Source organism: Bacillus sp. hwrm1 (assembly GCF_040207805.1).
Taxonomy (GTDB): Bacteria; Bacillota; Bacilli; order Bacillales; family Bacillaceae; genus Bacillus; species Bacillus velezensis.
In genome coordinates this window covers 1,321,731-1,346,305 of record NZ_CP157943.1, presented here as the reverse complement: position 1 = coordinate 1,346,305, position 24,575 = coordinate 1,321,731, and the positions used below count along the sequence as shown (strand labels likewise).

The 24,575-nt window shown below is 46.7% G+C and carries 28 protein-coding genes and 1 other annotated feature; of the genes, 6 read left to right on the top strand and 22 right to left on the bottom strand.

Features of this window, described 5'->3' with window-relative positions; genetic code table 11:
- The first annotated feature begins 4 nt into the window (after positions 1 to 4).
- Positions 5 to 496: a DUF1641 domain-containing protein gene (locus ABK447_RS06965; protein WP_085342221.1), complete on the top strand. Its 492-nt coding sequence runs from the start codon at positions 5 to 7 to the stop codon at positions 494 to 496.
- 39 nt (positions 497 to 535) lie between these two features.
- On the opposite strand, the gene ABK447_RS06960 is transcribed toward ABK447_RS06965, so the two are convergent.
- From ABK447_RS06960 to ABK447_RS06940, 5 genes are all read right to left on the bottom strand, one after another.
- Complete coding sequence (locus ABK447_RS06960) at positions 536 to 766, bottom strand: YrhC family protein (protein ID WP_012118061.1); 231 nt, start codon at positions 764 to 766, stop codon at positions 536 to 538.
- A gap of 83 nt (positions 767 to 849) precedes the next feature.
- A complete protein-coding gene (locus ABK447_RS06955; RefSeq protein ID WP_038459323.1) occupies positions 850 to 1,992 on the bottom strand; it encodes a bifunctional cystathionine gamma-lyase/homocysteine desulfhydrase in 1,143 nt (380 codons plus the stop codon).
- 1 nt (position 1,993) lies between these two features.
- Positions 1,994 to 2,917, bottom strand: coding sequence for an O-acetylserine dependent cystathionine beta-synthase (locus ABK447_RS06950; protein ID WP_007408220.1), 924 nt, complete (start codon positions 2,915 to 2,917; stop codon positions 1,994 to 1,996).
- Between the two features lie 47 nt (positions 2,918 to 2,964).
- Complete coding sequence (gene mtnN, locus ABK447_RS06945) at positions 2,965 to 3,660, bottom strand: 5'-methylthioadenosine/S-adenosylhomocysteine nucleosidase (RefSeq protein WP_003152774.1); 696 nt, start codon at positions 3,658 to 3,660, stop codon at positions 2,965 to 2,967.
- Between the two features lie 20 nt (positions 3,661 to 3,680).
- Positions 3,681 to 4,322 carry a class I SAM-dependent methyltransferase gene (locus tag ABK447_RS06940; RefSeq protein WP_012118064.1) on the bottom strand — a complete coding sequence of 214 codons (642 nt, stop codon included), beginning with the start codon at positions 4,320 to 4,322 and terminating at the stop codon, positions 3,681 to 3,683.
- Positions 4,323 to 4,505: 183 nt separating this feature from the next.
- On the opposite strand from ABK447_RS06940, the gene ABK447_RS06935 reads away from it, so the two are divergent.
- Positions 4,506 to 4,709, top strand: a complete 204-nt coding sequence (locus ABK447_RS06935; RefSeq protein WP_100001724.1) for a YrzA family protein — start codon at positions 4,506 to 4,508, stop codon at positions 4,707 to 4,709.
- A 39-nt stretch (positions 4,710 to 4,748) separates the two neighbouring features.
- On the opposite strand, the gene ABK447_RS06930 is transcribed toward ABK447_RS06935, so the two are convergent.
- The 13 genes from ABK447_RS06930 to ABK447_RS06870 all read right to left on the bottom strand — a co-directional run bounded on the left by ABK447_RS06930 (position 4,749) and on the right by ABK447_RS06870 (position 18,034).
- Positions 4,749 to 5,465, bottom strand: a complete 717-nt coding sequence (locus ABK447_RS06930) for a YrrS family protein (RefSeq protein ID WP_014305483.1) — start codon at positions 5,463 to 5,465, stop codon at positions 4,749 to 4,751.
- 63 nt (positions 5,466 to 5,528) lie between these two features.
- On the bottom strand, positions 5,529 to 7,283 hold the full coding sequence (locus tag ABK447_RS06925; RefSeq protein WP_015240280.1) for a penicillin-binding protein 2: 1,755 nt from the start codon (positions 7,281 to 7,283) through the stop codon (positions 5,529 to 5,531).
- 53 nt (positions 7,284 to 7,336) lie between these two features.
- The gene (gene greA / locus ABK447_RS06920; RefSeq protein WP_003152766.1) at positions 7,337 to 7,810 is read right to left on the bottom strand and encodes a transcription elongation factor GreA; all 474 of its coding nucleotides are present in this window, start codon (positions 7,808 to 7,810) and stop codon (positions 7,337 to 7,339) included.
- A gap of 253 nt (positions 7,811 to 8,063) precedes the next feature.
- Positions 8,064 to 8,699: a uridine kinase gene (udk, locus tag ABK447_RS06915; RefSeq protein WP_003152763.1), complete on the bottom strand. Its 636-nt coding sequence runs from the start codon at positions 8,697 to 8,699 to the stop codon at positions 8,064 to 8,066.
- 6 nt (positions 8,700 to 8,705) lie between these two features.
- On the bottom strand, positions 8,706 to 9,974 hold the full coding sequence (locus ABK447_RS06910) for a U32 family peptidase (protein WP_003152759.1): 1,269 nt from the start codon (positions 9,972 to 9,974) through the stop codon (positions 8,706 to 8,708).
- A gap of 17 nt (positions 9,975 to 9,991) precedes the next feature.
- On the bottom strand, positions 9,992 to 10,921 hold the full coding sequence (locus tag ABK447_RS06905) for a peptidase U32 family protein (RefSeq protein ID WP_007408214.1): 930 nt from the start codon (positions 10,919 to 10,921) through the stop codon (positions 9,992 to 9,994).
- Between the two features lie 6 nt (positions 10,922 to 10,927).
- Positions 10,928 to 11,581, bottom strand: a complete 654-nt coding sequence (locus tag ABK447_RS06900) for an O-methyltransferase (protein ID WP_025285043.1) — start codon at positions 11,579 to 11,581, stop codon at positions 10,928 to 10,930.
- 151 nt (positions 11,582 to 11,732) lie between these two features.
- Positions 11,733 to 12,824 (bottom strand): endolytic transglycosylase MltG, encoded by a 1,092-nt coding sequence (gene mltG / locus ABK447_RS06895; RefSeq protein ID WP_007408212.1) that lies wholly within the window; start codon positions 12,822 to 12,824, stop codon positions 11,733 to 11,735.
- A 110-nt stretch (positions 12,825 to 12,934) separates the two neighbouring features.
- Positions 12,935 to 13,216 carry a DUF1292 domain-containing protein gene (locus tag ABK447_RS06890; RefSeq protein WP_003152751.1) on the bottom strand — a complete coding sequence of 94 codons (282 nt, stop codon included), beginning with the start codon at positions 13,214 to 13,216 and terminating at the stop codon, positions 12,935 to 12,937.
- 12 nt (positions 13,217 to 13,228) lie between these two features.
- Positions 13,229 to 13,645 (bottom strand): Holliday junction resolvase RuvX, encoded by a 417-nt coding sequence (gene ruvX / locus ABK447_RS06885; RefSeq protein WP_003152750.1) that lies wholly within the window; start codon positions 13,643 to 13,645, stop codon positions 13,229 to 13,231.
- An 8-nt stretch (positions 13,646 to 13,653) separates the two neighbouring features.
- Positions 13,654 to 13,920 carry an IreB family regulatory phosphoprotein gene (locus ABK447_RS06880; RefSeq protein ID WP_012118070.1) on the bottom strand — a complete coding sequence of 89 codons (267 nt, stop codon included), beginning with the start codon at positions 13,918 to 13,920 and terminating at the stop codon, positions 13,654 to 13,656.
- 84 nt (positions 13,921 to 14,004) lie between these two features.
- Positions 14,005 to 16,641, bottom strand: a complete 2,637-nt coding sequence (gene alaS, locus ABK447_RS06875) for an alanine--tRNA ligase (protein ID WP_038464103.1) — start codon at positions 16,639 to 16,641, stop codon at positions 14,005 to 14,007.
- Between the two features lie 80 nt (positions 16,642 to 16,721).
- Positions 16,722 to 16,929: a binding site (T-box leader), on the bottom strand.
- A 43-nt stretch (positions 16,930 to 16,972) separates the two neighbouring features.
- The gene (locus tag ABK447_RS06870) at positions 16,973 to 18,034 is read right to left on the bottom strand and encodes an AI-2E family transporter (protein ID WP_100001557.1); all 1,062 of its coding nucleotides are present in this window, start codon (positions 18,032 to 18,034) and stop codon (positions 16,973 to 16,975) included.
- A 219-nt stretch (positions 18,035 to 18,253) separates the two neighbouring features.
- Between ABK447_RS06870 and ABK447_RS06865 the strand changes: the two genes are divergently transcribed.
- Genes ABK447_RS06865 through ABK447_RS06850 form a run of 4 tightly spaced genes read left to right on the top strand, consistent with a single transcriptional unit; the run spans position 18,254 to position 21,212 of the window.
- Positions 18,254 to 18,982, top strand: coding sequence for an amino acid ABC transporter ATP-binding protein (locus ABK447_RS06865; protein WP_007408209.1), 729 nt, complete (start codon positions 18,254 to 18,256; stop codon positions 18,980 to 18,982).
- Positions 18,983 to 19,002: 20 nt separating this feature from the next.
- Positions 19,003 to 19,830 (top strand): transporter substrate-binding domain-containing protein, encoded by an 828-nt coding sequence (locus tag ABK447_RS06860; RefSeq protein ID WP_007408208.1) that lies wholly within the window; start codon positions 19,003 to 19,005, stop codon positions 19,828 to 19,830.
- 56 nt (positions 19,831 to 19,886) lie between these two features.
- The gene (locus tag ABK447_RS06855) at positions 19,887 to 20,537 is read left to right on the top strand and encodes an amino acid ABC transporter permease (RefSeq protein WP_032866635.1); all 651 of its coding nucleotides are present in this window, start codon (positions 19,887 to 19,889) and stop codon (positions 20,535 to 20,537) included.
- 18 nt (positions 20,538 to 20,555) lie between these two features.
- Positions 20,556 to 21,212 (top strand): amino acid ABC transporter permease, encoded by a 657-nt coding sequence (locus ABK447_RS06850; protein WP_012118075.1) that lies wholly within the window; start codon positions 20,556 to 20,558, stop codon positions 21,210 to 21,212.
- 35 nt (positions 21,213 to 21,247) lie between these two features.
- On the opposite strand, the gene ABK447_RS06845 is transcribed toward ABK447_RS06850, so the two are convergent.
- From ABK447_RS06845 to ABK447_RS06830, 4 genes are all read right to left on the bottom strand, one after another.
- Entirely contained in the window at positions 21,248 to 21,379 is a 132-nt protein-coding gene (locus tag ABK447_RS06845; protein ID WP_003152741.1) for a YrzQ family protein, read from the bottom strand.
- 21 nt (positions 21,380 to 21,400) lie between these two features.
- Positions 21,401 to 21,592: a hypothetical protein gene (locus ABK447_RS06840; RefSeq protein WP_003152738.1), complete on the bottom strand. Its 192-nt coding sequence runs from the start codon at positions 21,590 to 21,592 to the stop codon at positions 21,401 to 21,403.
- Between the two features lie 12 nt (positions 21,593 to 21,604).
- On the bottom strand, positions 21,605 to 22,063 hold the full coding sequence (locus tag ABK447_RS06835) for a PRC-barrel domain-containing protein (RefSeq protein ID WP_007408205.1): 459 nt from the start codon (positions 22,061 to 22,063) through the stop codon (positions 21,605 to 21,607).
- Positions 22,064 to 22,181: 118 nt separating this feature from the next.
- Positions 22,182 to 24,560 carry an ATP-dependent RecD-like DNA helicase gene (locus tag ABK447_RS06830; protein ID WP_007408204.1) on the bottom strand — a complete coding sequence of 793 codons (2,379 nt, stop codon included), beginning with the start codon at positions 24,558 to 24,560 and terminating at the stop codon, positions 22,182 to 22,184.
- Positions 24,561 to 24,575: the final 15 nt, after the last annotated feature.

Below are 24,575 nucleotides of genomic sequence, written 5' to 3'. Positions count from 1 at the left end.
CATTATGGCAAGCCCAATTACTGAAATTCAAAAAGAAACGAAAACAGAGGAACAGCTGAAAGCTGAAAAACTGGAAGAACTGAAGACGCTTCTCGCAGAAAATGAAGAAGCTGTCGCGAAAACGATGTCCATCATGGCAGAGCTGAATGGCTTGGGCATTTTTGATGCCGCCGGCTATATGCTCCAGGCAAAAGAGGAGATTGCCAAAATCGCACTCGGACAGATTTCCCGGGAACCTGTCACCAATCTCCTAAATACGATGATGGCCGCGGGAGGCGCGCTGTCAAAAGCTGATCCCGAATTTATGGGCAGACTTTTAGAAAGCGCCATGGCCGGGACGGATCAGGCGCAAAGATTTTTAAAAGAGGACAGGAAAGTCAGTATGTTTGAACTGATGAAAGCCGTCGGTGATCCTGATATTAACCGCGCGCTCGGCTTCGGGCTGCAGTTTTTAAAAGGGATGGGAAAAGAATTACGCGAACCCCCGTCTGAATAAGAAACGAAAAAGCCATTGTCAAAAGACAATGGCTTTTTTTTATTCATCGGCCTCTTCCAGCCTCTTTTTATAAATAAGTGAACGGTCAACGCAGAAATAAGCGCCCGCTAAAAATACACAATCCGTTACAAACATCAGCATTTTCTGGCCCGCAGTCAGCCCTTGTCCGGGAAGAACCGCGCCGATATAAATGAAGGTGCTGACTGCAAGCAGAATAAATGCGTAATGCTTAAAATCTTCTATTAATGATTTCAGTCTTTTCTTCTCCATATAAGGTCACCTGCCAGTTTTATAGTCTACCAACATTATAATACAAGCTGACAGCCGACAGAGAATGTAAATCTATCCATTCTTTATAAAAGTGAATCAAGCGCCTGTTTCACATCCGCCGTTAAATCCTCAGTATCCTCAATACCGACCGAGATCCGCACGAGCCCGTCGGTAATGCCAAGCGCAAGCCGGCGGTCGCGCGGGATCGATGCGTGCGTCATTCTGGACGGCACGGAGATTAGGCTTTCAACCGCTCCTAAACTTTCCGCGATCGTAAACAGGTTCAATTTTTCTAAAAACGCGTCGACGCGTTCGCTGCTGCCGACATCAAAGGAAATCATTCCGCCGAAACCGGAGCTTTGCGCTTTTGTCAGCTCATGGCCCGGGTGTTTCGCTGATCCGGGATAGTAGAGCGTCTGAACGGCATCATGTGCTTCAAGCAGCTCGGCGATTTTTCCGGCGCTGTGATTGATGGCATCCATTCTGAGTCCCAGCGTTTTAATGCCTCTCATCAAAAGCCATGAATCCTGCGGTCCTAAAACGCCGCCCGTTGAGTTTTGCACATAATGAAGCTTTTCGCCCAGTTCTTTATCAGCCGTGACGACTAAGCCGCCGACGACATCACTGTGGCCGCCGAGATATTTTGTCGCGCTGTGCAGCACGATGTCCGCGCCGAAGCTGAGCGGCTGTTGGAAATACGGCGTGTAAAACGTATTATCGACGATAAGCAATACACCCGCTTCTTTTGCGATGTCAGACATCAGTTTGAGGTCAGTCACTTTCAATAGCGGGTTTGTCGGTGTTTCGATATAAATGGCTTTCGTATTCGGGCGAATGGCCTTTTTGACTTTTTCTTTGCTGCTCGTATCGACAAAGTCCGCTTCAATGCCGAAACGGTTCAGCACGCCTGTCATCACCCGGTAAGTGCCGCCGTATACATCATCCGTCAAAATAACATGATCGCCGCTGTCAAACAGCATCATGACGGCAGTAATCGCAGCCATGCCTGAGCCGAACGCATATCCCGCCGCGCCGCCTTCAAGCTCCGCAATTAAGCTTTCAAGCGCCGTCCGCGTCGGATTGGCCGTTCTTGAATATTCATAACCCGTGTGCTCGCCCGCTTTCGGCTGCCGGTACGTGCTTACTTGATAAATAGGTACGGAAACCGCTCCTGTTTTTTCATCTCCCGTAATTCCTCCGTGCACCATCAGCGTTTTTTTCTTCATCTTACTGACCTCCTTGAAAAATGTTTTTGCTTATATATCGATCGCTGCCGTCAGGGAAAATGGTGACGATATTTGATCCGGCGGGCGCTTTTTTCGCTTCTTCAAGCGCTGCATAAAGAGCCGCCCCTGAAGAGCTTCCGATTAAGAGGCCTTCTTTCTCGGCCGCTTCTCTGACTAGCGAAAACGCCGTATCGTCTTCCACCGTGTAAATGGCGTCAAAATGGTTCTCGTCCATATAATCCGGGATAAACTCCATGCCGATGCCTTCCGTTTTATGGGCATGCGGCTCTCCGCCATTCAGGATCGAGCCTTCCGGTTCAACGATCACCGTTTTGACAGCAGGATTTTTCTCCTTTAAATAAGCTGCCGTACCGGCAAAGGTGCCGCCGGAACCCGCTCCTGCGACAAAAGCGTGGATATCCCCGCCGAGCGCGTTCCATATTTCAGGTCCGATCGTTTTGTAGTAAGTCAATGGATTTACTCGGTTTTTAAATTGCAGAACGGCATAAGAATTATTAATTTCTCTCTCCAGTTCAAGCGCTTTTCGGATGGCTCCCTGCATGCCTTCTTCTCTCGGCGTATGCACGATGTCCGCTCCGAGAGCTTTCATAATTTGCTGCTTTTCTCTGCTGAAATGCTCCGGGACGCAAAAAACGGCGCGAAGCTGATGCTTTCTGGCGCACAGAGCGAGTCCGATCCCGGTGTTTCCGGCAGTCGCCTCAATGATAACGCCGCCCGGTTTCACCTTTCCCGTGCGAAGCGCATCTTCAATGAGCATCCCGCCCAGCCTGTCTTTAATGCTTCCGCCCGGATTCATCATCTCAAGCTTAGCATAAACCGCTGTTCCCTCCGGTAGATCAAAATGCTTGAGACGGAGCAGCGGTGTATTTCCGATCAGTTCTGTAATATCTGTTATCACGTTCAATATATGTCCTCCTCCTGGAAAAGCGGAGGAGAACGAGAATCCCCCGCTTAGTGAATTCGTTTGATGACATTCAGGACAAGCTCAGTTGAATGAACGGCAGCCTGTTCTAAAAATTTATCAAATGAAACGTCAGATTCTTTTCCGGCAATATCAGATAAAGCTCTGATGACAACAAAAGGCGTTTTGAACTGATGGCACACCTGTGCGACAGCCGCAGCTTCCATCTCAACCGCGTACAAATCCGCAAATTTGGCGCGTACGTCTTCAACCCGCTTCGGATCATTCATAAAAGAATCTCCCGTTGCGATTGTGCCTTTGGCGACTTGAATGCCGTTCAGTTCAGAAACCGCTTCCTCAGTAATACTGATCAGCTTTTCATCAGCTTTGTATGCTGCCGGAAGACCCGGCACCTGTCCGTATTCATAGTCAAACGCCGTCACATCCACGTCATGATGGCGGACATCTGTTGAGATGACGACGTCGCCTACATTCAATGTATGATGAAAACCGCCCGCTGAGCCTGTGTTAATCACATAATCAGGTTTGAAACGGTCAAGCAGAAGCGTCGTGCTGATCGCCGCGTTGACTTTCCCGATACCTGATTTCAGCAAGATGACTTCGACGCCTTCATAGCTGCCAGTTGTAAACTCACAGTGAGCGATCATCTCTTGTTTTGCGTCTTTCAGTTTGCTTCTTAAAATCGTAACTTCCTCTTCCATTGCTCCGATGACTGCCAGTTTCATTTATACACAATCCCTTCGATTTACCGTTTAATCGCCTCCATTATCCAGACAAAGTCATTTTGCTGCGTAAACCGCGCGGCAAATCCCTCTTCTGAAAAGATGTTTTTCATTGTCCCGAGTGTCGGATAATGTTCCGTCTTTAAATCGTCCGCTAATTGATGATAGCCGTTTCGGATTGCTTTTTTAATGGCTTCATCATAAGCTTCATGATCTTTAAAGACTGTATCGGCAAACACTATTTTATCATGCTTCTGAAGGATTGCGCCATACTGCTTTACAGCCGTTCGCTTTTCTTCATCGGTTAAATGATGAAAGGCGTACGAGCTGACGATGGTATCTATTTGAAAAGGCGGAGCGGGAAACTCCAGAAAATCTCCGTCACTGAACACGGCTTTGTCAGAAAGCTTGTCAGCCGCCAGTTTTCTCATTGACGGAGACGGTTCTACACCAAACACCTTTTTGTTCGCAGCGGCTAATTTCGCCGTTAAATTCCCCGTTCCCGGTCCGAACTCTAAAACGTTTGAACCTGAAAGTGCGACAATGCTGTCAAGAATGTTGTCATATCCTTTAAAAACAGCGGCATATTGTTTGTCAGCCCCGTGCACTGTGGCGTCATAAGTCGCTGCCCAATCTTCAAATAAAGGAATAAATTCACGGCCCATATTTTTCACTCTCCATAATTTATAATTCCTATGAGTATAGTATGGATTAATCGTGGAACAGTTCCTATCCTATCACAAAAAAGAATGGAAGGGTACTAAAATACTTTGGGATTATTGCGCAATTACGGCAGAAAGGCTTATACTTTCATTGACTCAGAAGAAAAATCAGGAGGATCTGTACTGATGAATTTTCAATTGGATTTAATCAAAGATAAAGTAGAATTTTTCGAAGCGGCATCTTTGCAGGAGCTTGAAAAGAAAATAAACGTTCAGATTGAAAACAACCAGGCGATTATGCTTCGCGTCCGTTCCATATCCCATCAGGTGACGGCCGTTGACGGCAGAATCCTTTACAGCGCGTCGGTGCATTTTTCAGCTGACGTATGACAGAAAAAAGCAGCTGAATAATCAGCTGCTTTTTTGCGGTTATTTTAAGGTTTCTACTTTTGTCGGCTTCCAGCCTTTTTTGTCTTTCCAAGTGATGGTGACCTGATACTTTTTGCCGTTCGTTTTGTCTAAAACTTTACCCTTCGCATCTTGCGGGCTTCCATTGTTTCCGAGCCACAGCACTGTCATATGATCTTTTGACACGCCTGTTGCGTAAGAGATGGCGTCAAGCATTTCGGACCAGTCTTCAGAGCTTGAGTCATACGTCGCCGCATGTTCTCCCGTCTGCTTTGTGCCGACCGCTTTCCATTTTGGGTTAACAATTGTTTTCTCGACATCGCTTGATGAGCCGCCCTCTGTTATTTTTGCGCCTTTAAAAGGATCGCTTGAATCAGAGTCTTTTTTGCTGCTGTCATCACTTTTCGATGAATCATCGTCTTTTTTGCTGTCAGAGTCTGAAGATGAATCAGATGTGTCCTTATCCTGTTTATCTTTTTTGTCATCGTCTGATGCCGTATCTTTTTTGCTGTCTTTTATGTCTTCATCCGATGTCTGCTTCGTCTTGCCTGATGCAGGTGTTTCCTGCTTCTGGCTCGTGTCCGCTTTTTCGCTCACGTCGCTCGACGGACTGTTGATGAAGAGGCTGACGGCAACGACGACAATAAGAATAGATACGATAGCAATTAAAATGTTAAGCACCATATTTGCTTTTCTGCGCTTATCACGGTTTTCAAAACGAGATTGTTTATTGCTCAATCATTCTGCACTCCTTTATCCCTCTTGCTCAGCATATATTTTAACATGGGCTGAGCGGTTGTTCTATGTCTGATTTATTTCATTTTCATGTACCTTTTTAACAATATCATAAAACACTGTATTTGTCAGAGCCTTATCCCCCGGCGTGTCCATGTGCAGCACCACGAGAGCATATTTCGGCTTGTCCGCGGGAAAGTATCCCGCAAACCATTTGTGGTAAAGCGTCTGTTTTTCTTTTGTGAACATTCCCGTCTGGGCCGTTCCCGATTTGCCTGCTATCTCATACGGCAGATCCTGAAACCTTCGGCCGGTTCCTTTCGGTGAGGTGACGACTTCTCTGAGAATTTTTTGAAGCTGCTGCGCCGTATATTTGTCGATGTTTTCCCCTTTTAACGGCTGATCTTTGAATGACGCCATCGTCGTTTTGTTTTTGTATTCAATTTTGTCCGCGATTTTGACTTGTTTTTTTTCACCGCCGCGCGCGATCGCCGCCATCATATTGGCGACTTCAAGAGGCGTGACTTTCACGTTTTTTTGCCCGATCGCCGTCTGTGCGACGGCTTTTTTTACGGTTTTGTCTTTGTCATCTCCCCAAATGACCCCGCTTTTTTCATTATACAGCTGCCTGAATCCGTCTTCCCGGTACAGCTTGCCTTCCCAGCCCGCCCGCTGGGTGAGACCGAGTTTTTCCGCCATGTTTTCAATAACGGAATCATCTTTTTTGATCAATTTTTCCGCAAGGCTTGTAAACGTATAATTGCAGCTTTGGGCAAAGCTTTCTCCAAAACTGAGCGTGCCTTTGTCATCCCCCGGCTCTCCGTACAGGTTGAGATTGCAGTTAAAGGATGTGCCCGGCTTCACTTCGTTTTGTTCTATGGCGGCTGCGGCGATCACCGTTTTAAACACTGATCCCGGATAAATCGGCGTCAGCATGTAATTTTGCAGTGTCTGCTGCTTTGACATGTCGGCGTCAGGCTTTGATACCATTCCGAGCACACTGCTTTTTTCAATGTCTAAAAGGACGGCTCCCCCCTTTTTTAACCCGCGGTCTTTCAATACATCTTCCATTGCTTTTTGAATATTGCGGTCGATGGAGGTTTTGACTTGCAGCGGATAAAACGCGTTTGCTTCAGCCGTATATTTGACGTCCATTCCGAATAAAGGGTTTCCCCTTCCGTCGACATGATACAAAAGTTTTGTGTCCTGATCCGCCAGTAAAAACTCATCAAACGTCCGCTCCATCCCGCTTGTCCCGATCTTTGCCGTGATCGGCAGTTCCTTCCTGCCGGGGTATTTCTTTTTCAAAAGCTCAGGGTCCTGGTTTGTCGCGCCCAACAGATGAGCGGCTATGTTTGTTTCTTTGCTGTCTTTCATATATACGCCGTAAATGCCGGGATATTTCAAAGAATTGATATTTGACACGGATTGTTTCGTCAAATGTTTTATTTTTCTGCTGTTCAGGACCACCGGTTTTTTCGCTTCCGTGAGCAGCTGCCTGAGCTCCCCCTGTTTCATTCCGAGAATGTCTGATACCCGGTCAACCGGCCAATCCTGCGTCACGAGAAAGGGAAACAGTATGACGGCAGGCTGCTTTTTTCCGGTCAGTTCTTTGCCGTTCCGATCAAGAAAAGAGCCGCGTCCGTCTGAAATAAGGACTTCTTCCGTCCGCTGCTTGACGCTTTCCTGAATCAGATTAATATTGGATTTTGAAAAAGATTCTGTAAAAAACAGCTGAATTTCAGCCAGCCTCGCAAGCAGAAAGAAAAACACGAGCAGAAAACAAATCACGGCCGCTTTCAGCCTTTTTGATACGATCATAAAAAAACACCTCATCCACATTTTGGACGAGGTGTTTCATTGTTAAACGGATCTTATGAAATTTTCACAATTTTCACGAGCATTTCTCCGCCCGGCGTCTGAACTGTCACTTCTTCGTCCACTTTTCTGCCGAGCAGGCTTTTGGCGATTGGCGAGTCGTTTGAAATTTTCCCTTCAAACGGATCAGCTTCAGCGCTTCCGACAATCGTGTAAGATTCTTCTTCACCGTCCGGCAATTCGATGAATGATACGGTTTTTCCCAAACCGACTACATTTGAACCGCCGTCGTCCTCGATGATTTTCGCATTGCGGATCATGTTTTCAAGCGTCGTGATGCGCCCTTCCACAAATGCCTGTTCTTCTTTTGCAGAATCATACTCAGAGTTCTCTGACAGATCTCCGAAGCTTCTTGCGATTTTAATGCGTTCTACTACTTCTTTACGTTTAACCGTTTTCAATTGCTCTAATTCTTGTTCTAGTTTTTGTTTTCCTTCGTGAGTCATCGGAAAAACTTTTTCTTGTGCCATGTTCCTTCACTCCTTGGTGGTTGTCCCTCAACAATAACGTGTGATTATGTATGAGAGCATAAACGAAAAAATCAAGAATGAGAACACAGGGCAGTCCTCGTTCTTCTCTCCCATATAGGTACTGTTTATCTTAAACTGAATGTGTGTTTTCTGCAAATGTTTCGGTTTATAAACAGGGAAAGAAGGGAACTGTCTCATTCCCTTCCAGCCTATACATAATATGGTCTGAGTTATTTATGTCTATGCTATGGTATTACAAAATTGCATTTTGTTCAAGGATCGTTTGAATCTTCGTGACCATCAGATCAATCGCGACGTGGTTTTGTCCGCCTTCCGGAATAATGATGTCCGCGTAGCGTTTCGTCGGTTCAACAAACTGATTGTGCATCGGTCTGACGACGGACACATACTGCTCAATGACAGAATCGATTGAACGGCCTCTTTCGTTAATATCTCTCATAATCCGTCTGATGATACGGAGATCCGCGTCCGTGTCGACATAAAGTTTCATATCCATGAGGTCGCGAAGTCTTTTATCTTCGAGAACGAGAATGCCTTCCAGAATAATGACATCCTTCGGCTCAACCGGAATGGTTTCCTCAGAACGCGTATGCAGTTTATAATCATAAATCGGCTTTTCTATCGGCCGGTAATTCAAAAGCTCTTGAATATGCTCGATTAAATAGTCATTATCAAATGCGAGCGGGTGATCATAGTTTGTGTTCAGCCTTTCTTCAAACGGAAGATGGCTTTGGTCTTTATAATAAAGGTCTTGCTGGATCATTAAAATCGAGTGTCCTTTAAACTGTTCATAGATGGAACGGGTGACGCTTGTTTTTCCTGATCCGGAACCTCCTGCGATGCCTATAACTACAGGACTCTTACCCATTGGTGATTACTTCCCCTTTCTCATCATGTTGCTCGGATAAATCTTTTTGTCTACTTTAAATGTAACGATTTGCAGGGGATGGCGGGCAGCATCAAGCTCGTTTCCGTCTTCGTCCCAAATAGTGCCGATTGTGAATGTGAAATTGTCGATTTCAGGACCGAAAAATTCCACTTCGTCACCTTGTTTAAAGAAATTGCGCTGCTGGAGCGTCACCATTTGAGTTTCCTCGTTATACGCGAGCACGAGACCGGCAAAATCAAATGTTGTTTTCTTTCCGTGTTCACCGAACATCTGCTCTTCATACCCGGGCGTGCCTTCAAAGAAAGCAGGCGCGGTATCCCGGTTTGCACATTTGTCCAGCTCATCCAGCCATTCTTTTTGAATGACAAAGTTTTCAGGATCAGCGCAGTATGCGTCGATGACTTTGCGATACACGCTGACAACCGTCGCAACGTAATGAATCGATTTCATCCGGCCTTCAATTTTCAGGCTGTCGATGCCCATCTCGATCATTTGCGGGATGGATTCAATCAATTTTAAATCTTTCGGGCTCATCGCAAACGGAGCGTCTTCTTCGTCGTAGAGCGCGACCGCGTTTGCACCGTCTGTCTGATACAGGTCATAATCCCAGCGGCAGGACTGACAGCAGCCGCCGCGGTTAGAATCCCGGGCCGTCATGTGATTGCTCAGCACGCATCGGCCTGAATAAGCGATACACATGGCGCCGTGGATAAAGGTTTCAATTTCAATATCCACCTTTTCCTTCATTTCTTTAATTTCCAGTCCGCTCGTTTCACGGGCAAGCACTACGCGGTCAAGCCCTTCTTCTTTCCAGAACTGCACCGCTTTCCAGTTGGAAAGGGACTGCTGTGTGCTGAGGTGAATTTCTACGTCCGGGGCCACTCTCCGGCATGTTTCAATAATCAGCGGATCAGCGACGATAATTCCGGCAACTTTTGCGTCTCCCAACGCTTTTAAGTATTCTTCCAGACCGTCCATATTTTCATTATGGGCGAAAATGTTTGTTGTCACATATATTTTTGCCCCGTATTTTTTGGCAAATTCTACGCCCTCTGCGATTTCTTCTATTGAGAAGTTATCCGCATTTGAGCGGAGTCCGTATTCCTGTCCTCCGATAAAAACCGCGTCCGCTCCGTAATGAACGGCAATTTTTAATTTTTCAAGGTTTCCTGCCGGAGCAAGGAGTTCAGGTTTTTTCGTAATGACGCGTTTTCCGTTTACGACTTTGGAAATGGTTTGATTTACGGCTGTCATCCGTTGCACCCTCCTTTTTAATAGACCGTTTCTTTAAAGAAGAATCCTGTGTCGATGCTTCTGTTCACAGGCTGAATGCTTTCAATCCGCTCTATCCAGCTCTCTTTTTTCTCTTCGTATGTCTCTCGGCTTTCGAAGCACAAATCGATTGCTTCTCTGTACATGCGGGTCACTTCAGTTAAGTATTCAGGAGACTTCAAAACTCCGTCGATTTTGAAAGAATCGATGCCGGCGTCCATCAGGTCCTCTAGTTCATCAATCATGCACACATCGTTCGGGCTCATGATGTGCGTGCCGTTTTCATCTTCAAAAATCGGGTATTTATTGCCCCGTTCCTTGTCATGCAGAAACATCCCCGCTTCTTTTTTCTTCTGTTCGATGTCCATGACTTTACCCTGGTATTCGAAGTAATGGCCCACTAAAGAACGCTTCGATTGGAACATGCACGTCATGCCGTGGATTTGAATTTCAATTTCCACTTCGGCGTTTTCTTTTATGTCAATGATGCTGTCCATATTTAATTCCTTAGCCAGCACTGCCCGCCGTGCGCCTTTGCGTCCCCAGTAATTGCAGGAATAGTAGTTGGTTCCCGTTGTTTCCGTGCTCCAATGCAGTTTAAGCTCGGGAGCCGCTTCACGCGCCGCCATTAAAACGGCCGGATCACCGAAAACAGCCGCATCAACGCCGGCCTCCTGCAAAAAGGCAAGATAGCCGTTCAGCTCGTCCACTTTTTCGTTGTGAAAAATAGCATTGACGGCGGCGTACACTTTCGCGCCTTCCTGATGAGCTGTCTTTACGGCTTCTTTTATATCTTCTCTTGAAAATTCACCGGCCAGTCTCAGGCCGTATCTCTGTTCTCCGACCAACAGGGCCGTTGCGCCCGCTTGAATGAGCGGAAGAATATCCTGTACAGAAGTCGGAGTCACCAAAAGTTCAGGTTTTTTCATGATCCTTCACCTCTTCTTTTTACTGATGGCGATGCCGTCTCCGACCGGCAGTATGACCGTTTGATAGTCAGGCCGGTCCATCAGCCATTGGTTATATTGATCAATTTTTTCAACAAGCTTCCGTCTTCTTTTCGGCTCAATGTCCGAGTGATTTTGCGCCACCAGCCCTTTAAACAGAACATTGTCCGTAAAAATGACTCCATCCGGCGCAAGCATCGGTTCATAGAGCTCAAAAAAGTTCGTGTACTGGCCTTTGGCCGCGTCGATAAAAATGGCATCATAAGGAGCCGTGACACGGACAGACTCAGAAAGTTCCAGCGCATCCCCGTGCACTACGTGAATCCGGTTTTCCATTTCAAAGTCTTTTATATTGTTCACAGCTTCTTCATAGCGTTTGTCGTCCCGTTCAATCGTGTAAATATTCGCATCCGGAAGCTCAAGCGCCATCCGTATGGCGGAATATCCGATTGCCGCGCCGATTTCCAAAATGTTTTTCGCCTGTTGAATCGACAGCATTTGAAGCAGCACTTCAATGCCCGCTTCTTCCATAATCGGAACATGGTGCTCTTTTGCATAGGCTTCAAGCTTTTTCACTTTATCAGGCCGAGGCTTCAGCATCGCGTTTATATACTCGTTTATTTGTTCATACCGATCATTCACGGCAAACAGCCTCCGTTCTAAAAAGGAGTGCCCCTGACGAATCCGCGGGGACACTCTCTTAAGACACTTCTTTATCCATAAGTAAACAACCCGATATATTTTATCATAAAACCTTTCAGAATGGAATAAAAGGAGAGCTTTTGCCCTCCTTTTATTCGCTGTCTTTTTTGGAAATATACTTTTCCTTCGCTTTATTATGGTCTTTTAATGTTTTGGTGAAAACAACCTCGCCGTTTGATTTTGCAAGGAAATAGAGATAATCCGTTTTGTCAGGGCGGAGAGCCGCTTCCCATGATGAATCACCGGCATTTGCAATCGGTCCCGGCGGCAGCCCCTTATGTTTATACGTATTAAACGGAGAATCAATTTTCAGGTCTTTGTAGTAGACCCGGCTTTTATGCTTACCGGCCGCATATAATACCGTCGGGTCAGTCTGCAGCGGCATTTTTTCTTCGAGCCTGTTGTAAAAAACGCTGGCGATTTTGTGACGGTCGGCTTTGGCGGTGGCTTCTTCTTCAATAAGCGATGCCATTGTCAGCGCGTTATGGACGGAAAGTTTCTTTTTTTCCAGTTCAGATTTATATGTTTCGATACGGGTGTTTGTTTCCTGAACCATTGCCGTCAAAATCGTGTCAAGCGATGCATCCGGATCATTAAAAGGATATGTGGCCGGATACAGATAGCCTTCTAGCGGATGCTTGAGCTTCTTGTTTGAAAGCGCGTCCGTTATCGTATCAGGAAACTGTTTCTTCAGTTTGCCGATGAATGTTTTGTCATCCAGTTTCGCCATGATCTCTTCTTTTGAATATGATGTTTCTTTTGCGATCGCATCCGCAATCTGCGTAAGCTGTTTTCCTTCAGGAACGGAGATCTGAAAAGCATATCCCGTTGATCCCGCGGTCAGTTTTTTGATAATCGCATCCGCATCCATTCCTTTATTCAGGTGGTAAAATCCCGCCTGAAATCCGGAAGCGCCTTTATACTTCACATACAGCTGAAATGCTTTTTTGCTTTTGATGACATGCTGATCCTCAAGAATTTCAGCGATTGCCGAAACGGAAGAACCGCTCGGAATATTAATATTGACTGCCGTTTTGCTGCCTTTGTCAACCGGAGACAGCAGAGATTTTCCATAGAAAAAAGCACCGCAAATGATGATAAGCAGAGCGATCACGGAGGACAGTATTATCGTCGTTTTTTTGTTTTTACGCGGAAATGAATGTTTAGTCTGATTGATATTCATACAAGTATTTTCCTCCCAACAGCTCTTATACTACATGATTCATGTGCATTCGGCAATTTATTACAAAAAAAAGCCGAAGCACATATGCGCTCCGGCTTTTTCCGTTCATTTTATTCTTCGTCTTCCTCCGCTAAAAACGTGTTCAGCGTTTCTTCGATCATTTCCCACTCTTCATCGGTTTCAATCGGCATCAGTTCGCCGTCTTCACCATTTTCGTTCGGTTCGAAGCTTGAAGCGTGAATTTCGATTTCATCATCGTCTTGAGCATCAATCGGATAATAAAGTACGTAAGATTTGTTGAATGTGTCGTTTTCAAATGTGAACAGCACTTCGCAAAGCTGTTCGTTGCCTTGATCATCGACAATTGTAATGTGTTTTTCGCCGTGTTCCATTTTTTTCACCTCTTAGTTTAAACTGTCCAGATATCCTTGAAGGATCATGACAGCCGCCATTTTATCAATGACTTTTTTTCGTTTTTGCCTGCTGACGTCAGCCGCGATCAGCATTTTTTCAGCCGCCATCGTCGTCAGACGCTCGTCCCACAGCACAACAGGGACATTGTACGCTGTTTCAAGCAGTTTCGCAAATGTTTGGCTGGCTTCGCCTCTCGGACCGATCGTCCCGTTCATGTTTTTCGGAAAACCGAGCACGATCTTCTCTACATTATAGTCTTTCATCAGCTCGGATAAACGGTCCAGACCGTAATCTCCTTCAGCCTCGTTTATTTTTATCGTCTCAATGCCTTGAGCGGTCCAGCCCATTTCATCGCTTAAAGCTACGCCGAGTGTTTTCGTTCCAAGATCAAGTCCCAATATTCTCATGAATGTATTTACGCCTCTTTATGCTGTTCTAGATAGGATTTTACCAATTCCTCAATTAATTCGTCACGTTCCAGTTTGCGAATTAAGTTCCGGGCGTCGCGATGCCTAGGAATGTATGCAGGATCTCCAGACAGCAAGTATCCGACAATCTGGTTGATAGGATTGTACCCCTTTTCCTGAAGCGCATCATATACCGTATTCAGCACTTCTTCGACGTTTGTTTCAGCAGAATCATCGGAGAAATTAAATTTCATCGTTTTATCAAACGAGCTCACCGTTTTGCACCTCTTTCCCAAATTCGCAGGCAAAGTTCAGCCTGAGGTCCTCATCTTATCATCATTCTACACTACTTGAAAGGATTATAAAACGGATTTTATCCAATCTACCGCAGATGCGAGCGCCTCTTCCAATTTTTCAGGCTGCTTTCCGCCGGCCTGTGCCATGTCCGGACGGCCTCCGCCTCCGCCTCCGCAGACTTCAGCCGCTTGTTTGACCATTTTGCCGGCATGAAGGCCTTTTTCGATCAGGTCTTTCGTCACGCCTGCTGAAAGGTTGACTTTCTCATTTTGCACGGCGCCGAGAATGATGACCGCAGAACCGAGCTTCGCTTTCAGATCATCCACCATAGTGCGAAGGTGGTTCATGTCTTTCGCATTTACTTTTTCAGCCAGCACTTTTACGCCGCCGATGTCTTTTACTTTAGACAGAATGGCTCCGGCTTCCACATTGCCGAGTTTGCTGAGCAATGATTCATTTTCTCTTTGCGCTTCCTTCAGCTCCGCTTGAAGAGACTGAATTCGCTTCGGTACGTCTTTTACGTTTGATTTCAGCTCGTCCGCAGCATGCTGCAGAAGGCTGAGCTGGCTGTTCATTTCCTGATAAGCGCCTTTTCCTGTTACGGCTTCAATTCTTCGTGTCCCTGCGCCGATCCCTGATTCGGATACGATTTTAAACAGGCCGATTTCAGCCGTATTCGTGACATGGCATCCGCCGCAAAGCTCAAGGCTGTAATCTCCGACTTGTACGACGCGGACGATATCGCCGTATTTCTCGCCGAACAGGGCCATCGCGCCCATTTCTTTCGCTTCATTGATCGGTTTCAAATCAATCACTACCGGAATGCTCTTCCAGATTTTTTCGTTGACGATTCCTTCAATGCGTTCAAGTTCTTCTTTCGTCACTTGACCGAAATGAGAGAAGTCAAAACGCAGGCGGTTTTCGGTAACGAGTGAACCCGCTTGGTTGACATGTGTGCCGAGAACGTCTTTCAGCGCCTGGTGCAGAAGGTGGGTAGCCGTATGGTTTTTCACCACGCCGCTTCTCATTTGATCTTCAACTTCAGCCGTCACGCTTGCGCCTTTTTGAATCGTGCCGCTATCCACCGTGCCTTCGTGTACATGCTGACCGTTCGGAGCTTTTTTCACGTCTTTAATGGTTACGACAGCCTGCTCGCTTCTCAGCACTCCTCTGTCACCGATCTGTCCGCCGCTTTCAGCATAGAAAGGCGTTTTGTCAAGAAGGATTTGGACGGTATCCCCTTCATGCGCCTCGCTGATTAATTGCCCGTCATGAAGAAGCTCGATCACCTTCGCTTCAGCTTTTACGGCACTGTAGCCGACAAATGTGCTTTCTGCGGTAATATCGCGCAACGCGCCGCCCTGAACCTGCATGCTTCCTACATCTTGGCGCGCATTTCTCGCCCGTTCACGCTGTTTTTCCATTTCGGCTTCAAAGCCTTTATGGTCAACCGTCATTTGCTCATCTTCCGCGTATTCCTCCGTCAATTCAACCGGGAATCCGTACGTATCGTACAGTTTGAATACGTCTTTTCCGGAGATGATGCCGCTGCCTTTTTCCTTCTCTTTCTTTATCACGTCGGATAAAATGGCCAGACCTTCGTTTAATGTTTCGTGGAAGCGCTCTTCCTCCGTTTTGATGACTTTGGCGATAAACTCTTGCTTTTCTTTCACCTCCGGATAGAAAGCGTCCATAATTCCTGCAACAGTCGGTACTAGCTCGTACATAAACGGACGGCTGATACCGAGGGTTTTCGCGTATCGCACTGCCCGGCGCAAGAGGCGTCTCAGTACATACCCGCGCCCTTCGTTCGAAGGCAGCGCCCCGTCGCTTACCGCAAATGCGACCGTTCTGATATGATCGGCGATCACTTTAAAGGCCGTATCCTTCACTGCATCCTTTCCGTAAGCATCTCCGGAAATGCGCTCTGTTGCTTCAATAATCGGCATAAACAAATCAGTGTCAAAGTTTGTCGGGACATCCTGAATCACGGAGACCATCCGTTCAAGCCCCATGCCCGTATCAATGTTTTTCTTCGGAAGCGGTGTGTACGTGCCGTCCGGGTTGTGGTTGAACTCTGAGAATACCAGGTTCCATACTTCAAGATAACGATCATTTTCGCCGCCCGGATACAATTCAGAATCTGACGGGTCATTGCCGTATTTCTCGCCGCGGTCATAGAAAATTTCCGTATTCGGTCCGCTCGGGCCTTCGCCGATATCCCAGAAGTTCCCTTCCAGACGGATGATTCTTTCTTCCGGAACGCCGATTTTTTCCGCCCATAGCGTATAAGCTTCTTCATCCTCAGGGTGAACCGTTACAGACAGCAGCTCCGGATCAAAGCCGATCCACTTTTCGCTCGTTAAAAACTCCCATGCCCACGTGATCGCTTCTTCTTTAAAATAATCACCGATGGAAAAGTTTCCGAGCATCTCAAAGAACGTGTGGTGGCGCGCCGTTTTCCCCACATTTTCAATATCATTTGTTCGGATTGATTTTTGCGCGTTTACAATTCTCGGATTCTCCGGCACAACGCGGCCGTCAAAGTATTTTTTCAGCGTCGCAACGCCGCTGTTGATCCATAATAAAGACGGATCTTCATGCGGAACCAATGAGGCGCTCGGTTCAACGGCATGGCCTTTTTCTTTAAAGAAATCTAAAAACATTTGACGCACTTCAGCAGAAGTTAAGTGTTTCATCTATATTCCTCCTTATCACTACCCGAAATTCTCTTTTGCGACAGCAAAAAAGCTCTCTCCCTATGCAAACCATGCGTTCACACAGGGACGAGAGCTGTCTCGCGGTACCACCCTGATTACAGGCCGAAAAAGGCCTGTCACCTTTCATCCCGTAACGCAGGACTGCGGCAGCCTTTAACTGCACTCAGGATTAGCTTCGGCCGATCTTCTGCTGAAGCTCCTTTCAGCGTATCGGAGCTTCTCTCTTAAACAGGGCTTCGGCGTACTCATATCCGTCACTCGAGATTCGTATGTATTCTACTCGAAATTATAGACAAGCAGAACCCGAATGTCAATGTTCCGTCCTGATCCGCAAAAAGTGTATGGCCGTCACTTTTAAAACGGCTGCCGCCGGAACAGCGAGAATCATGCCGGGAATGCCCGCGAGCTCTCCGCCGGCAAGGAGCGCCAGCATGATCACGACGGGGTGCATTCTGAGACTGCGCCCGACAATAAGCGGGCTCAAAATGTTTCCTTCTATAAATTGCAGAATAAAAATCGTGACGATTACGATGATCACGGCTTTAGCAGAAATCGCCAGCGAAAGGAGCAGCGCCGGTACAGCGCCGATAAACGGACCGAAATACGGGATGACATTCGTAATCCCGATGGCAAGGCCCAAAATCAGCGGGTAAGGAAGCCCGAACAGCCAAAATGAAACGCCGGCTATTAGCCCGAGCAAAAAACAAACGAGAAGCTGACCGCGGATGTAATCACCGAGAGAGTCGTCCACATCCCGCAGAAATTCACTCCCCCTTTTTCTCCAGGACTTCGGCGTCAAATACCAGACTGTCTTTTTCATGACGTCTATATCCTTCACCATATAGAACACGAGAAAAGGAATCGTCGCCGCGATCAGGATATAATCAAGCACGAAACGGATGCTTCTGATCGTGCTTTCAATCGTGCTGGCAAGAAACGTTTCTGTCTGCTGAATCATTTTGTCCATTCGATGGTGCATGCCGTCAGGCCAATGATCCGTGTGATTATGCAGATGCTTCAGCATGCTGTTGTAGTTTTTGGCAAGACCGGGAATGCTCTCAGACAGATCCTGCAGCTGTTCAATTAAAACAGGAATCCCTTTATAAACCCCCCAGCCGATTCCGCCGAAAAACAGGCAATAAATCAGAAGCAGGCTTAAAGTTCTAGGCATCCCTTTTCTATGAAGCCATTCAGTAATCGGAAGTAAAAGATAAGCAATAAATACTGCGATGAATATAGGAATAAAGAGAGATTTTATAACAAGCCAAATGGGAGACCATAACATATCGAGCATGCAAAAGACATACACTGTTAACAAAACGAGCAGACATACAGCCGTCCACATTAAGATCTGCAGCGGTTTTTGAAGCATGACGTTTCACCTCTTGCTTTATCTTTTGACAGAAAGCCGGAATTATTCCCGTTTCATAAACTCCGCCTTATGACGCAGACCTCTTGACGGAAATAATTATCAGAAATTACGAAATAATCTAAATAATATTCATAAAAATCTGTATAACCATCGTAATGTGTTAAAGGATTTCAAAAACTGTCCAGTCAATATGACTCATGTTTTTTAAGGAGGATGGCCATGATTTCATTTCAGGATGTAAATAAGCACTACGGACATTTCCACGTGCTGAAAAACATTAATCTGCACATTAAAAAAGGGGAAGTCGTCGTTATCATCGGACCTTCAGGATCGGGAAAAAGCACGCTTCTCCGCTGCATTAATCAGCTGGAAACAGTTGATGGAGGCGCCTTAACGGTAAACGGCGTCTCCATCCATGACAAGAAAACGGATATAAATAAGGTCCGCCGCAATATCGGCATGGTGTTCCAGCATTTTCATCTGTACCCGCACAAAACCGTTCTGCAAAACATCATGCTCGCACCGATCAAAGTGCTTAAGCAATCAAAAGAAGAAGCAAAAGAAACGGCCTTATACTATTTGAAAAAAGTCGGTATACCGGAAAAAGCGGACGCTTATCCTTCACAGCTTTCCGGCGGCCAGCAGCAGCGTGTCGCCATCGCCAGGGGGCTTGCGATGAAGCCCGAAATTATGCTGTTTGATGAACCCACATCCGCGCTTGATCCGGAAATGATCGGGGAAGTGCTGGATGTCATGAAAACACTCGCAAAGGAAGGCATGACCATGGCAGTCGTCACACATGAAATGGGATTCGCAAAAGAAGTGGCGGACCGCATCGTGTTTATCGACGGCGGAGCCATCTTAGAAGAAGCTGCACCGGCTGAATTTTACGAAAGCCCCCGTGAAGAGAGGGCGCGTTTATTCTTAAGCCGTATTTTAAATCACTGAAAAGAAACGGAGGAGTGCTTATGTCACGTGTAACAAAATGGTTGTCATTCGGGTTGATATCACTGCTGGCCGTCTTTATGCTGGCCGCCTGCGGAGGGAAAGAAACGTCCGGAGATTCAAAAGGAACGGGAAAAGACACGTTAGCCTCTATTAAAGACAGAGACAAAATCATCTTCGGCGTCAAAACCGACACGAGGTTATTCGGGCTGAAAAACCCAAGCTCCGGTGATATTGAAGGCTTCGATATTGATATCTCAAAACAGCTCGCAAAAGATATTCTGGGGGATGAGAAGAAAGCGGAATTTAAAGAAGTGACGTCAAAAACGAGAATTCCGATGCTGCAAAACGGCGATATCGATGCCATCACCGCCACGATGACAATAACGGATGAGCGGAAAAAAGAAGTTGATTTCTCAGATGTTTATTTTGAAGCCGGGCAATCCCTGCTCGTCAAAAAAGGAAGCAGCATCAAAAGCACCGAAGACCTGGGAAAAGGCTCAAAAGTATTGGCGGTAAAAGGCTCTACTTCCTCACAAAACATCAGAGAAAAAGCGCCTGACGCCTCAGTGCTGGAATTTGAAAATTACGCCGAAGCGTTCACTGCGCTTAAAGCGGGACAGGGAGATGCGCTCACAACTGATAATGCGATTTTATACGGCATGGCAGATGAAAATAAACAATATCAGCTGACAGGCGAAACCTTCACCGATGAACCTTACGGAATCGCCGTCAAAAAAGGCCAATCCGGACTCATCAAGGAAATCAACGCCTCTTTGAAAAAAATGAAAGCCGACGGCAGGTACGAAAAAATCTATAAAAAATGGATTAAAGAAGAACCGGCAAAATAGAAAGGACCGCGGGATGAGCAGGCATGCTCATCCCCGTTTTATAAGGAGTGACATAGATGAACTTTTCAATTTTAACGGAAAACTTCGATATGTATATGGACGGTTTCCTGCACACATTGCTTGCGAGCTTCATCGCGCTGGCAGGCAGCTTTGCGCTGGGCGTTCTGATCGCAGTCATGAGAATCATGGCTTTCAAACCCCTTCAATGGATCGGCACTGCGTATGTGGAATTTATCCGCAACATCCCGCTTCTCCTCATCACATTCGTTTTTTATTTCGGACTTCCGAACGCCGGGCTGAGACTGGACGGCTTTCAGGCGGGAACGATTGCGCTGACGATATACACGTCGGCCTTTATCGCAGAAGCCATCAGAGCCGGAATTCAGACTGTCTCCAAAGGGCAGATGGAAGCGGCCAGATCGTCAGGCTTCACCTACAGTCAGGCGATGAGATACGTCATTCTTCCTCAGGCCGTAAAAATCGTGATTCCCCCGCTCGGAAACCAATTTCTCAACCTTGTCAAAAACTCATCAATACTCGGAGTGGTGGCGGGACTCGATTTGATGTATCAGGCGGATCTCGTTTCCTCAAGCACTCTTGTCGTGTTTGATGTCTATATTTTCGTCGCGCTTTTTTATTTGATAGTAACGATCCCGCTCAGCATCGGGGTTCACTATTTGGAAAGACGTCTCGGAAAGAGTTATTAGAGAAGGAGAGTGAAAAACATGGATTTTAGCGGCGCCTATACACCTGACCATCTGCTGTTTTTATGGGACGGCTTTTTGGTCACACTTTATGTTGCGCTGATCTCCATTGTCCTGAGTTTTATTTTCGGGCTTGCCGCCGGCACTTTGCGCTATGCGAAAATTCCTATCGTCTCGGGCATTATAGCGGCCATTGTGGAAACCATCCGCAACCTGCCGCTGTTATTAATCATTTTCTTTACGTTTTTTGCCCTACCGGAAATCGGGATCAAACTGGAAATTACCGCGGCCGCCATCACGGCGCTGACGATTTTTGAATCGGCCATGCTGTCAGAAATCATCAGAAGCGGTTTGCAATCCGTTGACAAAGGACAGATTGAAGCGGCGCGTTCTTCAGGACTGACGTATACGCAGACTCTTTTTCTCGTCGTCATGCCGCAGGCGCTCAGGCGTATGGTTCCTCCGATTGTGAGCCAGTTTATCTCCTTATTAAAGGATACGTCACTTGCGGTCGTCATCGCTCTGCCCGAACTGATTCATAACGCGCAGATTTTAAACGGACAAAGCGCTGACGGGGGATATTTTTTCCCGATCTTTCTGCTGGCGGCCCTGATGTATTTCGCGGTCAATTACTGCCTGTCTCTCGCAGCCAGACGGCTGGAAGCGAGACAAACGTAAAAAGGATACTTCCGGAGAAGTATCCTTTTTTCTGCTTAAAACATTTTCATGACTCGTCTTCTCATCCGTTTCATACCTTTTTTATTCAGCATATCGGACTGAGAAGCCATACGATACATAACGGCTCCAGCTCCTAAAGCCAACAGAGAGGTCATTGTTCTGCCCATCGCGCGTATCTCCTTTCAACTTTAAAAATTGATACTGCGTTCGTCTTCAGAAAACAAATCATCAAGACTGCTTAACGTGCCGTCTTCCTCTACTTGATGTGTCGCAATTTTGCCTTTAGCCACCGTCAGCTCAATGAAGCAGCCCCAGCAATAGTATTGGTTTACGCCGATTTTGCCGATATCTTTACTTTTGCAGTTCGGACATACAAGCACAGACTACACCTCTTATCCGTTCAGGACGATGCCTTCTTTCCCCGCTTCAATAAGCGTATCGGCGGCGCGACGCACTTGGCGTCTGCCGGCCAGATCTGAAAAGAAGCCGTCCGAGAGTTCATATGCTACGATTATGCCCCTGTCCAAACAAAAGTATACATCTTCCAGCAAACCGAACATTTCACCATCAGGCGATTTCACCGGCTGCATCTTAATCTGTTCAAAGGTGAAACAGCTCTTCGGCAAAGGCTGCAAATGAGCATGACCGGCAGCTACGGCTTCTTGATCCATCTCTTTTATATCACTTGCCTCTAAAAAAAGATGGCGGTTGTGAAACAGGCGTTTCTGCTCCAGCACGAAACCGAGAAACCGGCCGTCCAGAGAGAAACATACATCCGATATCATCCCGAGACTGCGCCCGGTGTTTTCGTCATATACTGTTCGTCCTTCAGCTGCATGGCATGTTCTCAAAGTGTGATCAACCACCTTTTGTTGAACACGTATAGGTTTTGCCAAGAAGCGGGGCAGCATACTTTGAAATGACTTCCACAGGCGAAAACCCGGCGCATGTTTATGCTCCGGGTTTTATTTACGCTTTTTCTTCCATAAAGTCAAACGGCGTGATGCCTTCCATTCCGATGTTCGCATCATATACACTGAACGGCAGCTCTTTTTGCAGGGCGGCCAGTTCTGCATCCATCTCTTCAGTCTGCTCTGTGAGCCTGTTTTTAAGCGACGTCTGTCTGACGGTGGCATCATTGTTTTTGACGCCCCATTCAAGCGCTTCTTCTTCTCCGCAAAGAATCAGAAATTTTTTCGCCCTTGTTATGGCGGTATAAAGCAGATTTCTCCTGAGCATTCGATAGTAGCCTTTGACGACAGGCAGTACGACAATCGGGAATTCGCTTCCCTGCGACTTATGAATGGAACAGCAGTAAGCGTGGGTAAACTGGCTGAAATCCTTTTTCGTAAAGGTGATTTCGTTGCCGTCAAACGAGACGACGACCATGTCTTCTTTTTCCGTATTTTCTTTGGCATAAAAAATGGATACGATTTCGCCGATATCGCCGTTAAACACATTGTTTTCCGGCTGGTTGACAAGCTGTAATATTTTATCGCCCGTCCTGTAGACGACATCACCGAATTTCAGCTCCCGCCTTTTTTCTTTCGGCGGATTCATGATGTCTTGAAGAAGCATATTCAGCTCGTTAATTCCCGCTTTTCCCCTGTACATCGGGGCAAGCACTTGAATATCCCTGGAGGTATACCCCTTTTTTAACGCGTTCGAAACGACCTGATCCACGACTTCTTTAATCTGTGAAGAATTACAGCGGATAAATGAGCGGTCCTTTGTCGGCGCGGTCAGCCCCTTTGGAAGCAGTCCTTTTTTCATATCATGCGCAAGTTCCACAATGGATGATCCTTCAGCCTGACGGTAAATATCTGTCAGGCGCACGGTCGGCAGCACCTCAGAAGCCAAAAGGTCTCTGAGCACCTGCCCCGGTCCTACTGAAGGAAGCTGGTCTTCATCACCGACGACAATGAGCTGAATGTGCTTAGGAAGCGCCTTAAACAAATGGCTGGCGAGCCAGATATCGAGCATACTCGCTTCGTCTATAATGATCAGTTTCCCTTCAATCGGCTGATCTTCATTGTAGGTAAAGCCTTCAGCGCCATTCCAGCCAAGCAGCCTGTGAATCGTAACAGCCGGCAGACCCGTAGATTCGCTCATCCGTTTTGCGGCTCTTCCGGTCGGCGCGGCAAGCAGCACCGGGAACGCCTCGTCTTTTTTATAATCACCGGGGTCAAGTGATACTCCGTGCAGTTCACTGTATAATTCCACGATTCCTTTAATAACGGTCGTTTTCCCCGTCCCAGGTCCTCCGGTCAGTAAAAGCATCGGTGAAGACAGCGCTTTTTGAATGGCATCCTTTTGGCTTGGTGCGTATTGAACATTCATCCGTTCTTCCAGTTCACCGAGTGCAAGCAGAAATTCCGATTCAGGAAATTGATCGGCATACTCCGTCTGAGCCGCAATGTCGAGCACGCGTTTTGCGACATTTTGTTCGGCGTAAAACAAGGACGGAAAATAGCAGCGTTCTCCTTCAATGACGATATCCTTACTCTCCCCGAGGGCGATGATGCCGTCAGCCGCATCCATTTCCGTGACGCGGCCGCCTTCAGCGGACTGATTCAGGAGCGTTTGCGTATTGATTATCAGCTGCTTTGTTTCTATGTACGTGTGGCCCTCTGAAAGACAGGTCGATTCAATTGTATATAAGATAGCCGCTTTGATCCGCTCCGGGTGGTTTCCTGACAGACCCATTTTTCCGCCCAGCTCGTCAGCTTTCACAAAGCCGATGCCTTCAACGTCTTTTACAAGCTGATAAGGATTTTCCTGAATTTTCTCCAGTGTTTCCGTTTCGTAGGCCTGATATATTTTCATGGATAGCTGGGGCCCGAAACCGTATTGGTTCAGAGAGATCATAATCTGCTCAAGCCCCTGATGCCGCTGCAGCTCTCCGGCAAGCTTATCCGCTTTCTTTTTCGACATTTTCGGCACATCGTAAAGCACCGACGCATCCGTCAGAATTTTATTGAGCGCGCCGTCTCCGAGCTTTTTGACGATTTCTTCCGCCGTTTTTTTTCCGATTCCTTCAAACAGATCACTTGATAAGTAGTGAATGATCCCTTCTTTTGTGGTCGGAATTTCTTTTTTAAAGTGTTCAGCCTGAAATTGCAGGCCGAACTTAGGATGCGTGGCGGTTTTTCCGTAAAATGTGTAGGTCTCATCTTCTTGCAGCAGAGGGAAGTAGCCCGTTACGGATACGACCTTGTCTTCGATCGCCTCAGACGTTTCTGCAACCTTGACTTTCAGCACTGTATACAGGTTGGTGTCATTATGATAAATGACCGTATGAATGACGCCTTTTACATACGGCTGTTCTTCGATGTTCAGCTGATCCACGAGCCTTCCCTCCTT

Excerpts from the sequence above, each read along its gene's own strand:
- ABK447_RS06965 (WP_085342221.1), top strand. The coding sequence starts at position 5 with ATGGCAAGCCCAATTACTGAAATTCAAAAAGAAACGAAAACAGAGGAA.
- ABK447_RS06850 (WP_012118075.1), top strand. The coding sequence starts at position 20,556 with ATGGATTTTAGCGGCGCCTATACACCTGACCATCTGCTGTTTTTATGG.
- ABK447_RS06935 (WP_100001724.1), top strand. The coding sequence starts at position 4,506 with ATGAATTTTCAATTGGATTTAATCAAAGATAAAGTAGAATTTTTCGAA.
- ABK447_RS06960 (WP_012118061.1), bottom strand. The coding sequence starts at position 766 with ATGGAGAAGAAAAGACTGAAATCATTAATAGAAGATTTTAAGCATTAC.
- udk (WP_003152763.1), bottom strand. The coding sequence starts at position 8,699 with ATGGGTAAGAGTCCTGTAGTTATAGGCATCGCAGGAGGTTCCGGATCA.
- alaS (WP_038464103.1), bottom strand. The coding sequence starts at position 16,641 with ATGAAACACTTAACTTCTGCTGAAGTGCGTCAAATGTTTTTAGATTTC.
- ABK447_RS06870 (WP_100001557.1), bottom strand. The coding sequence starts at position 18,034 with ATGCTTCAAAAACCGCTGCAGATCTTAATGTGGACGGCTGTATGTCTG.
- greA (WP_003152766.1), bottom strand. The coding sequence starts at position 7,810 with ATGGCACAAGAAAAAGTTTTTCCGATGACTCACGAAGGAAAACAAAAA.
- mtnN (WP_003152774.1), bottom strand. The coding sequence starts at position 3,660 with ATGAAACTGGCAGTCATCGGAGCAATGGAAGAGGAAGTTACGATTTTA.
- ABK447_RS06855 (WP_032866635.1), top strand. The coding sequence starts at position 19,887 with ATGAACTTTTCAATTTTAACGGAAAACTTCGATATGTATATGGACGGT.
- ABK447_RS06890 (WP_003152751.1), bottom strand. The coding sequence starts at position 13,216 with ATGGAACACGGCGAAAAACACATTACAATTGTCGATGATCAAGGCAAC.
- mltG (WP_007408212.1), bottom strand. The coding sequence starts at position 12,824 with ATGAATATCAATCAGACTAAACATTCATTTCCGCGTAAAAACAAAAAA.
- ABK447_RS06845 (WP_003152741.1), bottom strand. The coding sequence starts at position 21,379 with ATGGGCAGAACAATGACCTCTCTGTTGGCTTTAGGAGCTGGAGCCGTT.
- ABK447_RS06860 (WP_007408208.1), top strand. The coding sequence starts at position 19,003 with ATGTCACGTGTAACAAAATGGTTGTCATTCGGGTTGATATCACTGCTG.
- ABK447_RS06925 (WP_015240280.1), bottom strand. The coding sequence starts at position 7,283 with ATGATCGTATCAAAAAGGCTGAAAGCGGCCGTGATTTGTTTTCTGCTC.
- ABK447_RS06865 (WP_007408209.1), top strand. The coding sequence starts at position 18,254 with ATGATTTCATTTCAGGATGTAAATAAGCACTACGGACATTTCCACGTG.
- ABK447_RS06940 (WP_012118064.1), bottom strand. The coding sequence starts at position 4,322 with ATGGGCCGTGAATTTATTCCTTTATTTGAAGATTGGGCAGCGACTTAT.
- ABK447_RS06955 (WP_038459323.1), bottom strand. The coding sequence starts at position 1,992 with ATGAAGAAAAAAACGCTGATGGTGCACGGAGGAATTACGGGAGATGAA.
- ABK447_RS06905 (WP_007408214.1), bottom strand. The coding sequence starts at position 10,921 with ATGAAAAAACCTGAACTTTTGGTGACTCCGACTTCTGTACAGGATATT.
- ruvX (WP_003152750.1), bottom strand. The coding sequence starts at position 13,645 with ATGAGAATATTGGGACTTGATCTTGGAACGAAAACACTCGGCGTAGCT.
- ABK447_RS06910 (WP_003152759.1), bottom strand. The coding sequence starts at position 9,974 with ATGACAGCCGTAAATCAAACCATTTCCAAAGTCGTAAACGGAAAACGC.